The following is a 13059-nucleotide window of genomic DNA, read 5'->3' as shown; positions in this document are numbered from 1 at the left end:
TGGAGCCTTCGCCGGGACAATGTCAGGGCGCTGAAGCCGGTACAATGACAGGCATGGCTACCGACGATTTTGTGCACCTTCATGTCCACACTGATTATTCGATGCTCGACGGGGCGGCCAAGATTTCTAAATTGGTTGCCGAGGCTAAGCGGCTCGGCCAACCTGCGGTAGCTATTACGGACCACGGGTATTTGTTCGGGGCCTACGAACTCTACAATGAGTGCCAGAAGGCCGGCATCAAACCTATCGTGGGGCTGGAGGCATATCTGACGCCGGGAACGTCCCGTTTTGACAACACCAGGGTGCAGTGGGGCACTAGGGAACAGCAGGCAGCCGGAGACGATGTTTCTGCACGTGGGGCCTACACGCACATGACTTTGCTTTCTCGCACCACCGAGGGGATGCACAACTTATTTCGGATGGCGTCGCTAGGCTCTATCGAGGGGCAGATGGCGAAGTGGCCGCGCATCGACCGGGAACTGATTGAAAAGTATTCCACTGGGCTTATTGGCTTCACGGGGTGTCCCTCCAGCGAAGTGCAGACCCGTCTGCGGCTGGGACAATGGGATGAGGCAGTCCGTGCGGCTGGGGAATACCAGGATATTTTCGGTAAAGAGAACTATTTCGTGGAATTGATGGACCACGGCCTCGACATTGAACGGCGCGTTAAAAACGAGCTGCTCGAGTTAGCTAAGACTATTGGGGCTCCACTGGTTGCAACCAACGATTCGCACTACGTGCGTAAGGAAGATCGGGACTTCCAAGATGCCTTGCTCTGCATAAACTCGGGCAAACGGCTGGACGATCCAGGCAGGTTTAAGTTCGACGGTTCAGACTACTACCTGCGCCCGGCCTCGGAAATGCGGCAAATCTTTAAGGATTTACCCGAGGCTTGCGACAACACGTTACTGATCGCCGAAATGTGCGACGTCCATTTTAAGACGGTTGACGAGGGCGCTAACTTTATGCCCACTTTCCCCGTTCCCGAGGGCGAAACTTTGGAATCGTGGTTCGTTAAGGAGGTAGCGCGCGGGGCTTCTAAACGCTTCCCGCAGGGGGTTCCCGAAGCCGAGCAGAAACAGATTGACTACGAAATTTCGGTTATCACTTCAATGGGGTTTCCGGGCTATTTCTTGGTCGTAGCTGACTACATCAACTGGGCCAAAGATCACGGCATCCGGGTTGGGCCCGGGCGTGGTTCTGGTGCAGGTTCCATCGTTGCCTACTGCATGGGTATTACCGAGTTGAACCCACTAGAGCACGGGCTGATGTTCGAGCGTTTCTTGAATCCGGAGCGTGTTTCGATGCCCGATATCGACGTCGATTTCGACGATAAGCGCCGCGGCGAAGTTATCAAGTACGTCGAGGACAAATACGGCAAGGACAAGGTTTCGCAGGTTATAACCTACGGCACGATCAAGACTAAGCAGGCTCTGAAAGATTCAGCTCGCATTTTGGGCAAGCCGTTTGTGGTTGGGGAGAAACTTACCAAAGAACTGCCGCCCACGATCATGGGCAAAGATATTTCGGTGCACGGAATTTTCGATCCCGCCGACAAACGCTATGGGGAAGCAAAGTCATTCCGCGACATGGTTGCGGCCGACAAGCCGGGCGCAAGCGAATACTGGGGCTACAAAGAGGTAGTCGACATGGCTTTGGGGATCGAGGGCCTAACTCGCCAGTGGGGGGTGCACGCCTGCGCGGTGATCATGTCCTCGCATACGCTCACCGACATCATCCCCATGATGAAGCGTCTGGCTGACGGAGCCATCATCACCCAGTTTGACTACCCGACCTGTGAGCATCTGGGATTGCTGAAGATGGACTTTTTGGGATTAAAAAATCTCACTATTATCTCGGATTGCCTCGAAAACATTAAGCTGAACGGCAAAGAGGAACTTGACCTTGAAAATGTTTCCCTAGAGGATCCAGCAACTTACGCGCTGCTTGGACGCGGCGAAACGCTTGGCGTCTTCCAACTCGATGGCGGGGGCATGCGTAACCTGCTCAGGCTAATGAAACCCACCAAGTTCGCCGACATCTCGGCTGTTGGCGCCCTCTACCGCCCGGGCCCCATGGGTGCTGGCTCGCACACCAACTACGCGCTGCGCAAAAACGGGCAGCAGCGAATCGAGCCAATTCACCCAGAACTGGCTGAACCGCTTGCAGATATCTTGGAAGAAACCCACGGGTTGATCGTCTACCAGGAACAGGTCATGAAGATCGCCCAGAAACTGGCCGGATTCACCCTGGGGCAGGCAGACATTCTGCGTAAGGCAATGGGTAAGAAAAAGGCCGAGGTACTAGCCCAACAGTTTGAGGGTTTCCGTGCAGGCATGCTCTCGAATGGCTATTCAGACGACTCGATTACCACACTTTGGGAAATCCTCGTTCCGTTCGCTTCCTACGCGTTCAACAAGTCGCATTCGGCCGCTTACGGATTGGTTTCCTACTGGACCGCCTACTTGAAGGCGAACTACCCAGTGGAATACATGGCCGCCCTCCTTACGTCGGCCGGCGCAAACAAGGACAAGCTGCCTCTATACCTGGGCGAGTGCAGGCACTTGGGCATCGAGGTACTGGTGCCGGATGTAAACGAATCCTCCGCAAACTTCACGCCGGTGGGCGACAAGATCCGTTTTGGCCTGGCCTCAGTGCGCAACGTAGGCCTTCCAGTTGTCGAGGGCATTGAGAAGGCTCGTACGGAGCAGGGACGCTTTGAATCCTTCAATGACTTCTTGAAAAAGGTTCCGCAAACAGTGTGCAACAAGCGCACAATTGAATCGCTTATCAAGGGCGGCGCCTTCGATTCTTTGGGGCACACCAGACGTTCACTGGAGCTGAAACACGAAGAGGCAGTAGAGTCCATTATCGGCATTAAACGCAACGAGGCAGCGGGGCAGTTCGACCTGTTTGCGGGCCTGGGCGATGCCGCCGAGGACGTGGGCGGAGGCTTTAGGGTAGAAATTCCGGATTTGCCGGAGTGGGATCGCAAAGAAAAGCTTGGATTCGAACGCGAAATGCTAGGTCTATACGTTTCAGACCACCCCTTGGCCGGCCAAGAGATGGGGTTGTCACGCAATTCCGACGCCTCGATCAGCGACATAAAGGATGACGAATCTAGGCCCGACCGCTCGCGGGTTACCATTGCGGGCCTCATTACGGGCGTGCAGCGGCGCACCACCAAGACAGGTAATCTGTGGGCGATCGTGACTATCGAAGACCTATCCGGTTCTATTGAGTGTCAGTTCTTCCCCTCTACCTACCAGACGGTTTCGGAGCGGCTTCAGCCCGACCAGATAGTTTCAGTTACGGGCAGGCTTTCTAGACGCGAAGGCGGGGTTGAACTGAACGCCGAGTCCATGAAGATTCTGGAGCTCACCCGCACTGGCGATGAGCCGGTGACTTTGGCCATGCACATGAATAACTGCACCAGACCTCTGTTAGAGTCCTTAAAGCAGATATTCCAAGCCCATCCCGGCCCGGCTCCTGTGAATCTGCGGCTTACGAGCGCCGGCAGGACAGTGATCGCCCAGTGCGATGCGTCCCTAAAGGTCAAACCCGAGGCGTCGTTGTTCGCCGAACTGAAGGAGCTATTAGGGCCCAATTGTTTAGCTGAGTAAGGGGAGTAAATGAACACGTCTAGCGAGCTCCTAAGACGAGCTGGCTTGCGCGTAACTGAAACCAGGCTTGCCGTCTTGGCTGCACTCGAAAAGGCTCCCCATGCCAATGCCGACCAAGTGCGTGAACTCGTGGGCGCCGCCCTCGGCAAGATAGCTGGGCAGACTATTTATGACACGCTAAACACGCTTACGGAAAAGGGCATCCTGAACCGCGTGGAACCTGCGGGGGCACGGGCACGTTACGAGATAGATAAGGGAGACAATCACCATCATATGGTGTGCCGGCGTTGTGGCAAGATGGTCGACATCCCATGTGCTGCCGGCTACGCCCCTTGCCTGCAAGCCCACCCTGACAGGGGCTTTGAAGTGGAACGGGTGGAAGTGATTTACTGGGGGCTCTGCCCTGATTGTCAGGCTAATCGATAGCTTTTACCGCAATATCTGCGGCCGCCCCGTCAGGGTAGTGCACTGTGATTACGTCCCCGTCTCTAAGGTGGGAGCCGCGACGCAATTCCGTGTGGCCATTTACGTCTACGTCGCCACTTTGGATGGCAATACGGGCGGTAGCCCCGTCCTCTACGACACCTGCAAGTTTCAAAAACTGACCTAGCCGAATTGAGCCTTTTACCTCGATTGTGTCCATAACGAAAGTCTACCGGTTACGAGCTACACTATTTCAGTGAGGAGGGCGCGTGGATAAGAAGATAGGAATCAGGCGAGCTGGGATTCGCAGGCGCAATCAGAAGTTTGCTCGTAGAATTCGGGTTGCCGATGTCCTAATTGCTGCCGGCATTGCTTCGGTGGCAGTATTTAACGCGGCTGACTCGCACCTTGGTGTGCGTGTATTGGGAATGGTCTTGACAGCGCTGGGGCTAGTGATTTTAGGTGTCTTAGCTGCCCGCCGGGCAATGTCTCGTCCGCTGAGCCTATACATCTTGGCAATGGCAGGTTGGTTTGTGGCATTGACCTTGATTTCGCTATCTTTGACCCGGCTTACCATGGCGGTTGTGGCACTGTGGGCTTTGTGGTTTCTTGCTTTACTTGCAAGCTACGGCGTCGCCAGGGGAATCCGTAAAGTTCGTTTCCCTTCATTGGCGAAGTAGCCGGTGAAGGAATTTTTACCTGCCACGGCGGCGGGAATTTTGTGTTTTTCAGGAAGGCAAGAGGAAATGAGTGAGCTTCCTAAGGTAGATTTTTCGCCTATCTCACATTTGCGTAGGGCGGTGTTTCGTGACCCAGACAAGGTGTCGTTGGCGTACCCCACCGGGCAGCTCAGTGCCGCGCAGAGCTTGGACCTGGTAGCCTCCCTTGCACAGTATTTTGTTTCCGAGGGCGTGCGGGCAGGGGACGTGGTCTCGTTAGTTTGCGCAAATCACCCCTTGCATCTGCTTGCCTATGGGGCTTGCGCCTGGATAGGGGCAATAGTAAACCCGATAAATGTGCGCCTGTCCGCAGTTGAAGTTGCAGATCTCATAGAACGCGCTCGGCCAGTTCTAGCTTTTACGGATCGTGCCGATTCCGCCGAATGGGGTAGGCCAACCAAGGTCGTGCCCGTCACTCCTACGTGGCGCACCTGGCTTGAAGAACAGCCGAAAATCGACGTAGAACCGGTTGAGTGCGATGAGGATAGGCCAGCGGCTATTATCTTTACTTCTGGCACTACGGGAATACCCAAAGGGCCAGTGCTCACGCACGCTAATCTGTGGTGGGGATGGCGGAATCTACGCGAGGGGTTCGGCTACGACCGGAGGGACACGCTAGCTGTAGCTGTACCACTTTCACATATAGGCGGGTTCAACGGCCTCACTACGGATCTTTTTTGCTCGGGGGGCACCGTGGTGATTGTGCCCGCTTTCAGGCCGGCTGAGCTAGTGCAAACGCTGAAGCATTGGCATGTGAACACCATGTTTGCGGTTCCCACAATGTTTAAGGCGCTCTGCGCACAAGGGGGATTTACCAGGGAAAATCTGCCCGATTTTAGGATCCCACTAATTGGTGGCTCCCCCCTGGATAGGGACTTGGCGCTAAAAATGATCGAGGTAGGCCTCACTCCCATCCACGTGTGGGGCATGACCGAGGCAGCGGCCACCTGCACCTGCCTGCCCCAGCGCTTGCTGGCTACGCACCCCATTTCGGCTGGAAGGCCGTTTCCGTATACGCGCGTGGAAGTTCGCGACCAAAACAACCATGTGGTGAAGCAGGCGGGGATAGACGGGGAATTGACTATTACCGGCCCAAACGTGGTCACTCGCTGGCTACGAGGGGGGCAAATAGTCCGAGAAGATCGGTGGCTGCCCACCGGGGACGTGGGGCACTGGGATGAGGACGGCCTCATAACGATTGTGGGACGGTCCAAAGAGATCGTAATTTCGGGGGGCGAAAATATTCACCCGGCAGAAATAGACCGCGCTCTGGCAGGCATTAGCGGGCTCGAGGACTGGTGCACAGTTGGTGTTTCGGACCCCAAATGGGGTGAAACGTTAGCCGTAGTTGCTGTGCCGGGCAAAAATCCGCCCTCATTGGAAGAAATTCGGGCCTGGGCCGAAAAGTCGATTGCGCGCTTCAAATTACCGCGCAAGCTGGTGCTAGTTTCCAAGATCCCGCTGGGCCCCACGGGTAAACACGACCGTAGGGCGGCGGCGAAACTTATCTAGGCGCTGGCCAGGGCCGGGTTGTCCGCCAGGAGAGTAGAGGCCTCCTGGCGGGTAGTGCCCTGGAAGTAAAGCTCCTCTTGTTCCTTTGACAGAGGCCTCCCGTAGGCTCGCATGGCCTTAGCCCACAACCGCCCGGCTCTGTAGGAGGAACGCACCATCGGCCCCGACATGACCCCCTTGAAGCCCAGTTCGTAGGCAATTTTAGAAAGTTCTACGAACTCTTTGGGCTTCACCCACCTATCGATGGGGTGGTGCAGGGGGGAGGGGCGTAGGTATTGAGTAATGGTTAGCAAATCGACCTGCGCTGAACGCATGTCCTTCATCGCTTGAACCACCTCGTCGGTAGTTTCCCCCATTCCTAGAATAAAATTCGATTTGGTGATCAGCCCGGCTTCGTGGGCCTTGCGCAGCACTTCTAGAGAACGCTCGTAGCGGAAGGCTGGGCGAATCTTCTTGAAGATTCGCGGCACTGTTTCGAGGTTGTGCCCGAATACCTCGGGTTTGGAGGAAAAGACTTCGTCTAAGGCCTCGTCCTTGCCACGGAAATCGTCAACTAGCAGTTCAACGCCCGTGCCGGGAGACTGGGCGTGAATCTGCCGGCAGGTTTCGGCGTATAGCCAGGAGGCTCCGTCCTCTAAATCGTCGCGAGACACCCCCGTAACGGTGGCGTAGTTGAGTTTTAATGCCGCAATTTCAGAGGCCACTCGACGAGGTTCGTCGGTGTCGTATTCGGTTGGTTTGCCAGTTGCGATATCGCAAAAATCGCAGCGCCTAGTGCAGAAGGCGCCCCCTATTAGGAAGGTAGCCTCGCGGTCTTCCCAGCATTCAAAAATATTTGGGCAGCCCGCCTCGGCACACACTGTGTGCGAGCCGGCGTCACGCACTCGCTGGCGCATTTCCATGTACCGCTTGCCCGTTACTGCCTTTGTCTTGATCCAGGTGGGCTTTTTTTCGATTGGAGTTTTTGAGTTGCGGACCTCGACACGAAGTAGTTTGCGCCCTTCAGGCTCTGGGACTGTAGACATCAGTTTCCTTCCTGGCGGTTTTCCTTTAGTGCTTCTTCGAGGGCAGGCACCAGCGCCTTAGCCACCTCGTCCAGGGGAACTTCGGCTCCCTCGACACTAAGGGACGTTACCCCAGCATCAGCCAGACCGCAGGGCACAATTTTGCCGAAGCCTGATTCGATATTGGGATAAGAATTGAGTGCCAGTCCATGCATGGTGGTGCCTAGGGCAGTTTTGACCCCGATGGCACATATTTTTCGGTCCTGCATATTGGGCCTCAGGATCCACACTCCTGAGCGCCCTTCTACAACATCGGTCTTGATATGCCAGTTATCCTCGATGCAGGCGCGCACGCCCTTTTCGAGGTTGCGTACGAACTTCACTACATCGATGGGCTCGGCAAGCTTGACGATTGGGTAGCACACCAGCTGGCCCGGTCCGTGCCAGGTGACCGAGCCGCCCCGATCCATCTCAATTACCGGAATCGAAGAATCGGGAATGTCTTGTGGCTTTGTTTTCCGCCCCGCTGTCCAGGTGGGTTTAAATTCCTGCAGTATAAGGGTGTCTTCGCTGCGCCCGGCTGCCACTTCCGCGTGGATCTGCCGCTGCACCGAATCGCCCTCCATGTAGTCTATTGGGCCTCGGTCAAGAAGATTTACGATTCGCACACTGCTAATGTTACCGGCTGGATAGATTCGAGGCATGCGCGAAAAGGTGGGTCATCTCATGGAGTGCAATGTGAGAGAAATAGTTTCAAATTGTGGCCGGTGAGGCTATATTGAGCCGGTAACTCTACAGTGTAGGATGGCCCCTATAGATTACGGAGAACAGAAATACTATGGCTTCCCTCAGGCTGCCTAAGCTCTTTAGGACATTGTTGTTCTGGGTTGTGCTCGCTATCGCAGGCGGTATAGCACTGGGACTGTTTGTGCCAAACTGGTTTGTGGTTCCCTTTGCCACATTCAATGCTCTTTTTGGCCAATATCTGGGGTTTGTGGTGCCCCTAATAATTGTAGGCCTAGTGGCTCCCGCGCTGGCCGACCTCGGCTCCTCGGCTGGCAAGTGGCTGCTCATAACCACGCTAATTGCCTACGGCTCTACCCTGTTTGCCGGTTTTTCTACCTACTTCGTAACGAAAGCGCTCTACCCAACCTTGTTGGCCGGGCAAAAAATGGTGAAGCTAGGTGCTCCCGGAGGGGCCGTGTCCTCCCTCCTTGGTGACAACTTTACGATTCCGCCGGTGTTTAACGTGTTCACCGCCCTCGTGCTTGCTTTCCTGCTGGGGATTGGGGTGGCGTCGGTAGATTCTCGGGTGATGCGCGAAGGCATGCGCGAATTCCGCAACATCATGCTCGCCACCATCAAGAAAACGATCGTGCCGCTACTGCCGTTGCACATCTTCGGGATCTTCATGAACCTAACTAAATCCGGGGAAATAGCCTCGGTCATAGTGGCGATGATAAAAATCGTCGCGGTTTCGATTCTGCTTACGTTCGTCATGCTCATTTTGCAATACCTGCTTGCGGGGATTATTGCCCGAGCTAATCCTTTCCTTGCGTTAGGTCGCATGATGCCCGCATACTTGACGGCCTTGGGCACGGCCTCGTCAGCGGCTACCATTCCGGTAACTTTGCGGTGCTCCGAGAAGAATGGGGTATCCACCGAGGTTGCTTCGTTCACAGTGCCGCTGTGCGCTACCATCCACCTGGCGGGTTCCACCGTGAAGATAGTGGCATTTTCTATGGCAGTCCTGTACATGTCGGGCATTAGCGTTTCCTTTGGAACTTATGCGGGGTTCATCTGCATGTTGGCAATCACTATGATTGCTGCCCCAGGGGTTCCTGGTGGGGCCATTACGGCTGCTCAAGGTGTGCTCCAGGGGATGCTTGCCTTCACAGATCCAATGTACGGGCTGATGGTTGCCCTATACGTGGCGATCGATTCGTTTGGTACTGCGTGTAACGTTACCGGAGACGGGGCTATCGCTATGGTTGTCAACAAGTTGGCTGCAGGTTCGCTGGGGGCGGAGAGAGCCCGCTCCAGGGCGGTGGCTCAGGAATTGGCCTCTGCAAATGACTAGGCTAGTGGCTAAGAACTAACTAGGGGGCTTTGTGAGCGACGAATGGGATGAGGCACTTCGCGAACTAACTGAACAGATGGACGATATTGAGCCCGCGTTCGAGGCGCGCTCTGTGGCCCTGATACTTACTCCCTTGGCGTCCCAGGAGGCTGTGGCTGGGGTGCTAGCCATGTCTTCCTTGCCAGGGCAAGTGGTAATGACCAACACGGGGGCGGCAGTATGGCTCGAGGTGCCTGCTGATCCCGAGGACGATCTAAACGCCTTGCTCGGGTCTGACCGCCCGATGCCGGAAAAAGTAGATGAGTTGGCAGCGGTGCTCTCGCGTACTTCCCCGCTCGGAGTAGTTGCGCTAGTTTCTTGGTTGGGCTCGCAAGACCAAGGCGAACCGGGAGTGTCAGGTCAGGTAGTGGCCAGGCGCTACCTGGGAGGCAAAGAAGAACGCGACCTGCCAGCGGGGCTGGTTATTTCAACCTCTGATGCTAGCGTGGAAGATCTTCTGCTGGGGAAGACCACTCCCGAAGACTACCGGAATATAGATGCCTCTTCGATGGGGCGTATGGCGGGGCTGCGAGCCTTGCGCAAGGCCATGAAAAGGAAGAAAAAGGGCGAATGAACATTGCGTTTTTTGCTCTTGACGAGTCTGCCCTGCAGGCGGCGCCATTGTTCGAGACGGAGGGGGTAAAAGTCCTCCTGTCCCCATCGCGCGAGGAGGCTCTTGCCGCCGAGGCAATGGTAGTAACCGCGCACGCTGGCCTCGGCAACCTACTTAAAGGGTTTGCCGCTACAGGCATAGATGCGCTCGTGGATAGGCGCCTTGCTGGGGGTCGCCCGGTTCTAGTTATGGGTTCTGCAATGGCAGCGCTGTTTCAAAATATAGAAGGTGTGGGCGAAAACGGGCTTGGGCAGTGGCCGGGAAGCGTAAACCGGCGTGTGGGGCGGCAACAATACCTGAAAATTGCCCCGCCCACGGGCTCGCTCCTAAGCGGTATTGAAGATCCGCTTTATTTCCCGTTTGCTCACGCGGCAACCGTAGATCCAGCAACACTTCTCGGGTCGGGACCAATGAAACCTCCGCTGTCTACCATGGTGGTAGGGCAGGAACGATTCCTTGCAGCTGTGGAAAATGGGGCTTTGACTGCTTTCCAGTTCCTTCCGGAAAAGTCGGGGCGAGCTGGCCGGCAGATTGTTGCCAAATGGATTGCGCAAGTGAGGGGAAGCTGATGTTCGAATTACTCCCAGCGGTAGACGTCGAGGCCGGCAAGGCAGTCCGCCTTTCTCAGGGAAAAGTTGATGAAGAGGACGACTACGGATCGCCGCTTGAAGTTGTGCGCCAGTTCATTGCCTCCGGCAGCGAATGGATCCATCTGGTCGATTTGGATGCGGCTTACGGGCGCGGAACTAATGCAGATTTGCTGAGGCAAATCGTCAAATCCGTGAATGTCAAGGTACAGATCTCGGGTGGCGTAACTGACGAGAAAGCTATCAGGAGCGCGCTGAATGCAGGGGCAAGCCGCGTGAACTTATCTACTGCAGCGCTAGCTGATCTGGAGTGGACTGAGCAGATAATACATTCCTATGGCGACTTTGTTGCGGTAGGGCTCGACGTATTGGGGCATACGCTGGCAGCTCGTGGCACTAGCTACAAAGGTCCCGATGTGCTCGAGGTTGTAGAGCGGCTCAATAAGGCCGGCTGTGCCCGATACATAGTTACCGATGTTTCCCGCGACGGCATGATGAGTGGGGCGAATCTGCAGCTGCTGCGCGAAGTAGCTGACCACACAGATGCTGCTATTGTTTCCTCCGGAGGTGTGTCGTCCCTAGCTGATTTGAAGGATTTGGCCGCCCTCGGAGTGGTAGAGGGAGCCATAGTCGGCAAAGCACTCTACCGGGGAGCCTTCAGTCTTGAACAGGCTCTGGCAGCGGTGCGAAACTAGCACAATGGAACCGAGCCAACGGGAAAAACTCTCGCGGCGCCTAGCCTGGCGCCCCGATCGAAGTGACGACGGTAGCGCATCGACTAAGTTAGCTGCAGCTGTAGAAGAGGGCCCTAGTCAATTAGTTTGTGCCCTCGTCGAGGGCGAACGCCTGCTGATACCAATTGTTCCTAGGAATGGTAAAGAGTGCGAAACCCCACTGTTTCCCACTTTCCCGCTCGCGGATGGGGGAGCTGGATTGGCTGCGTTCACTAGGTTGAGCGCTCTGCAGACGGTATTCCCATCTCACAGGCCGATTCCTTTCACTGGCAGGCGGGTGGCACTTCTGGCGATTAGTCAGGATGCGCGTCTAGTTGTCGATCCACCCGGAGGGGTTGTGCTTCCTCCCTCAGCTTTGCTGGCGCTGGCAGCTGGGTCCAGGTGGCTTCCACCTGCTATCGACGAATCGCTGCGAGTCCGGGTAAGCGAATTGTGTAAGCAGCAAGAGTGCGAGCTTATCTCGATTGCCACGAATACAGTTGGCGCCACCGAGATTCGCTTTAGGGCTCCGAATCAGCCGAGGGCGGTGGCCGCGTGCCAGGTTCTTGGCAAGGATGAGACTACGGTGGCTAGGTGTGCTCCCTTGCGACTCATTCCTACCAACGCGTGAGCAGTACCACCTAAATGTGTCTTCTGCTCAAGAGTCATATTTGCTAGGGTTAAGCCAACAGCCGGTTGAAGCCGGCGCGTAAGTGGAGCAATCCCACCTTGGAACCGATCCGGGTCCGGGTAGCCTAGTAGGCTTTATGGGTAACCTCCGCATGCGTATGGTGCGGAGGTTTTTTCGTACCACCACTTTGATAGTCAGGAGTAATCATCAGCGAGCTACGAATTAATGATCGCATTCGCGTTCCCGAGGTCCGCCTAGTTGGCCCTTCGGGCGAACAGGTAGGCGTCGTGCGCGTCGATCAGGCGTTGCATCTAGCGCAGGAAGCAGGTCTAGACCTAGTTGAAGTCGCTCCTAATGCAAAGCCGCCAGTTGCCAAGCTCATGGATTACGGCAAGTACAAGTACGAGGCCGCTCAGAAGGCCCGGGAGGCTCGCCGCAATCAGGCGAACACGCAGCTGAAAGAGATTCGTTTCCGCTTGAAGATTGACGAACACGACTACGAAACCAAGAAGGGGCACGTAGAGCGCTTCCTGAATGGTGGCGACAAAGTTAAGGTCATGATCATGTTCCGTGGGCGTGAACAATCGCGTCCGGAACTCGGCGTGAAGCTGCTTGAACGTTTGGCTGACGACGTTGCTGAGCTCGGCACGGTTGAATCCATGCCGCGCCAGGATGGTCGTAACATGACCATGGTGCTCGGTCCGGTCAAGCGCAAGAAAATGGCCAAGTCGCAACAGCGCAGGTCCCATCAGGATGGTAGGCCTGTAAAGCGCAACCGGCAGGCTGAAAAGGACGCCCGCAAGGCGGCGCGTGCAGCGGCCGCCAAGGCTGAGCAAAAATAGCCTCCTAAGCAAGATTTTCCTAATACACTGCGGCCTTTGCCGCCTAAGACAAGGACACGAAATGCCGAAAATGAAGACGCACTCCGGTGCTAAGAAGCGGTTCCGCGTTACCGGATCCGGCAAGATCATGCACGAACACCCAAACAAGCGTCACCTGCTCGAGGTTAAGTCCTCCAAACGCAAGCGTCGCCTTTCTAAGGACACCGTCATGAACCCGGCTATGACTCGTCACGCAAGGCGCCAGCTGGGCATCTAAAGCTTTTTTGTAAAAAT

14 protein-coding genes are annotated in these 13059 nt (G+C 55.8%); 11 read left to right on the top strand and 3 right to left on the bottom strand.

The genetic code is table 11. The annotated features are described in order from the left end of the window. Positions 1-44 precede the first annotated feature (44 nt). Both dnaE and G437_RS0105105 read left to right on the top strand, forming a co-directional pair. Positions 45-3623, top strand: coding sequence for a DNA polymerase III subunit alpha (gene dnaE / locus G437_RS0105110; RefSeq protein ID WP_024331505.1), 3579 nt, complete (start codon positions 45-47; stop codon positions 3621-3623). 9 nt (positions 3624-3632) lie between these two features. After that, positions 3633-4049, top strand: coding sequence for a Fur family transcriptional regulator (locus tag G437_RS0105105; RefSeq protein WP_024331504.1), 417 nt, complete (start codon positions 3633-3635; stop codon positions 4047-4049). Here the strand turns inward: G437_RS0105105 and G437_RS0105100 are convergent. Beyond that, positions 4039-4266 carry an RNA-binding S4 domain-containing protein gene (locus tag G437_RS0105100; protein WP_024331503.1) on the bottom strand — a complete coding sequence of 76 codons (228 nt, stop codon included), beginning with the start codon at positions 4264-4266 and terminating at the stop codon, positions 4039-4041. The two genes, G437_RS0105105 and G437_RS0105100, sit on opposite strands and share 11 nt — an antisense overlap. A 49-nt stretch (positions 4267-4315) precedes the next feature. Between G437_RS0105100 and G437_RS0105095 the strand changes: the two genes are divergently transcribed. Together G437_RS0105095 and G437_RS0105090 are read left to right on the top strand one after the other, a co-directional pair. Beyond that, positions 4316-4726 (top strand): hypothetical protein, encoded by a 411-nt coding sequence (locus G437_RS0105095; RefSeq protein ID WP_024331502.1) that lies wholly within the window; start codon positions 4316-4318, stop codon positions 4724-4726. A 66-nt stretch (positions 4727-4792) separates the two neighbouring features. After that, positions 4793-6277 (top strand): class I adenylate-forming enzyme family protein, encoded by a 1485-nt coding sequence (locus G437_RS0105090; protein WP_024331501.1) that lies wholly within the window; start codon positions 4793-4795, stop codon positions 6275-6277. Here the strand turns inward: G437_RS0105090 and lipA are convergent. Then, positions 6274-7302, bottom strand: coding sequence for a lipoyl synthase (gene lipA, locus G437_RS0105085; RefSeq protein WP_024331500.1), 1029 nt, complete (start codon positions 7300-7302; stop codon positions 6274-6276). The genes G437_RS0105090 and lipA overlap by 4 nt on opposite strands. Then, entirely contained in the window at positions 7302-7949 is a 648-nt protein-coding gene (gene lipB / locus G437_RS0105080) for a lipoyl(octanoyl) transferase LipB (protein WP_024331499.1), read from the bottom strand. Before lipB ends, lipA begins: the two co-directional genes overlap by 1 nt. A 170-nt stretch (positions 7950-8119) precedes the next feature. Between lipB and G437_RS0105075 the strand changes: the two genes are divergently transcribed. The 7 genes from G437_RS0105075 to rpmI all read left to right on the top strand — a co-directional run bounded on the left by G437_RS0105075 (position 8120) and on the right by rpmI (position 13042). Further along, positions 8120-9361 (top strand): dicarboxylate/amino acid:cation symporter, encoded by a 1242-nt coding sequence (locus G437_RS0105075; protein WP_024331498.1) that lies wholly within the window; start codon positions 8120-8122, stop codon positions 9359-9361. Positions 9362-9392: 31 nt separating this feature from the next. Beyond that, positions 9393-9974, top strand: coding sequence for a hypothetical protein (locus G437_RS0105070; protein WP_024331497.1), 582 nt, complete (start codon positions 9393-9395; stop codon positions 9972-9974). Next, a complete protein-coding gene (locus tag G437_RS0105065) occupies positions 9971-10582 on the top strand; it encodes a type 1 glutamine amidotransferase family protein (protein ID WP_024331496.1) in 612 nt (203 codons plus the stop codon). The genes G437_RS0105070 and G437_RS0105065 overlap by 4 nt, the downstream gene beginning before the upstream one ends. After that, the gene (locus G437_RS0105060; RefSeq protein ID WP_024331495.1) at positions 10582-11295 is read left to right on the top strand and encodes a HisA/HisF-related TIM barrel protein; all 714 of its coding nucleotides are present in this window, start codon (positions 10582-10584) and stop codon (positions 11293-11295) included. Before G437_RS0105065 ends, G437_RS0105060 begins: the two co-directional genes overlap by 1 nt. A gap of 4 nt (positions 11296-11299) precedes the next feature. Further along, on the top strand, positions 11300-11944 hold the full coding sequence (locus G437_RS0105055; protein WP_024331494.1) for an SseB family protein: 645 nt from the start codon (positions 11300-11302) through the stop codon (positions 11942-11944). A gap of 203 nt (positions 11945-12147) precedes the next feature. Beyond that, complete coding sequence (infC, locus tag G437_RS0105050; protein ID WP_051141888.1) at positions 12148-12786, top strand: translation initiation factor IF-3; 639 nt, start codon at positions 12148-12150, stop codon at positions 12784-12786. Between the two features lie 61 nt (positions 12787-12847). Further along, positions 12848-13042, top strand: a complete 195-nt coding sequence (rpmI, locus tag G437_RS0105045; protein ID WP_024331492.1) for a 50S ribosomal protein L35 — start codon at positions 12848-12850, stop codon at positions 13040-13042. The last annotated feature ends 17 nt before the right edge of the window (positions 13043-13059 follow it).

The organism is Winkia neuii subsp. neuii DSM 8576, from assembly GCF_000420405.1.
GTDB classification, from domain to species: Bacteria; Actinomycetota; Actinomycetes; order Actinomycetales; family Actinomycetaceae; genus Winkia; species Winkia neuii.
Note: the sequence above shows the minus strand (reverse complement) of the source record. Positions and strands in the feature narration are given on the sequence as shown.

What these genes read in the sequence shown, in the direction of transcription:
- G437_RS0105065 (WP_024331496.1), top strand. Translation starts at nt 9,971, where the DNA reads ATGAACATTGCGTTTTTTGCTCTTGACGAGTCTGCCCTGCAGGCGGCG.
- dnaE (WP_024331505.1), top strand. Translation starts at nt 45, where the DNA reads ATGACAGGCATGGCTACCGACGATTTTGTGCACCTTCATGTCCACACT.
- rpmI (WP_024331492.1), top strand. Translation starts at nt 12,848, where the DNA reads ATGCCGAAAATGAAGACGCACTCCGGTGCTAAGAAGCGGTTCCGCGTT.
- G437_RS0105055 (WP_024331494.1), top strand. Translation starts at nt 11,300, where the DNA reads ATGGAACCGAGCCAACGGGAAAAACTCTCGCGGCGCCTAGCCTGGCGC.
- G437_RS0105100 (WP_024331503.1), bottom strand. Translation starts at nt 4,266, where the DNA reads ATGGACACAATCGAGGTAAAAGGCTCAATTCGGCTAGGTCAGTTTTTG.
- G437_RS0105075 (WP_024331498.1), top strand. Translation starts at nt 8,120, where the DNA reads ATGGCTTCCCTCAGGCTGCCTAAGCTCTTTAGGACATTGTTGTTCTGG.
- lipA (WP_024331500.1), bottom strand. Translation starts at nt 7,302, where the DNA reads ATGTCTACAGTCCCAGAGCCTGAAGGGCGCAAACTACTTCGTGTCGAG.
- G437_RS0105105 (WP_024331504.1), top strand. Translation starts at nt 3,633, where the DNA reads ATGAACACGTCTAGCGAGCTCCTAAGACGAGCTGGCTTGCGCGTAACT.
- G437_RS0105090 (WP_024331501.1), top strand. Translation starts at nt 4,793, where the DNA reads ATGAGTGAGCTTCCTAAGGTAGATTTTTCGCCTATCTCACATTTGCGT.
- G437_RS0105060 (WP_024331495.1), top strand. Translation starts at nt 10,582, where the DNA reads ATGTTCGAATTACTCCCAGCGGTAGACGTCGAGGCCGGCAAGGCAGTC.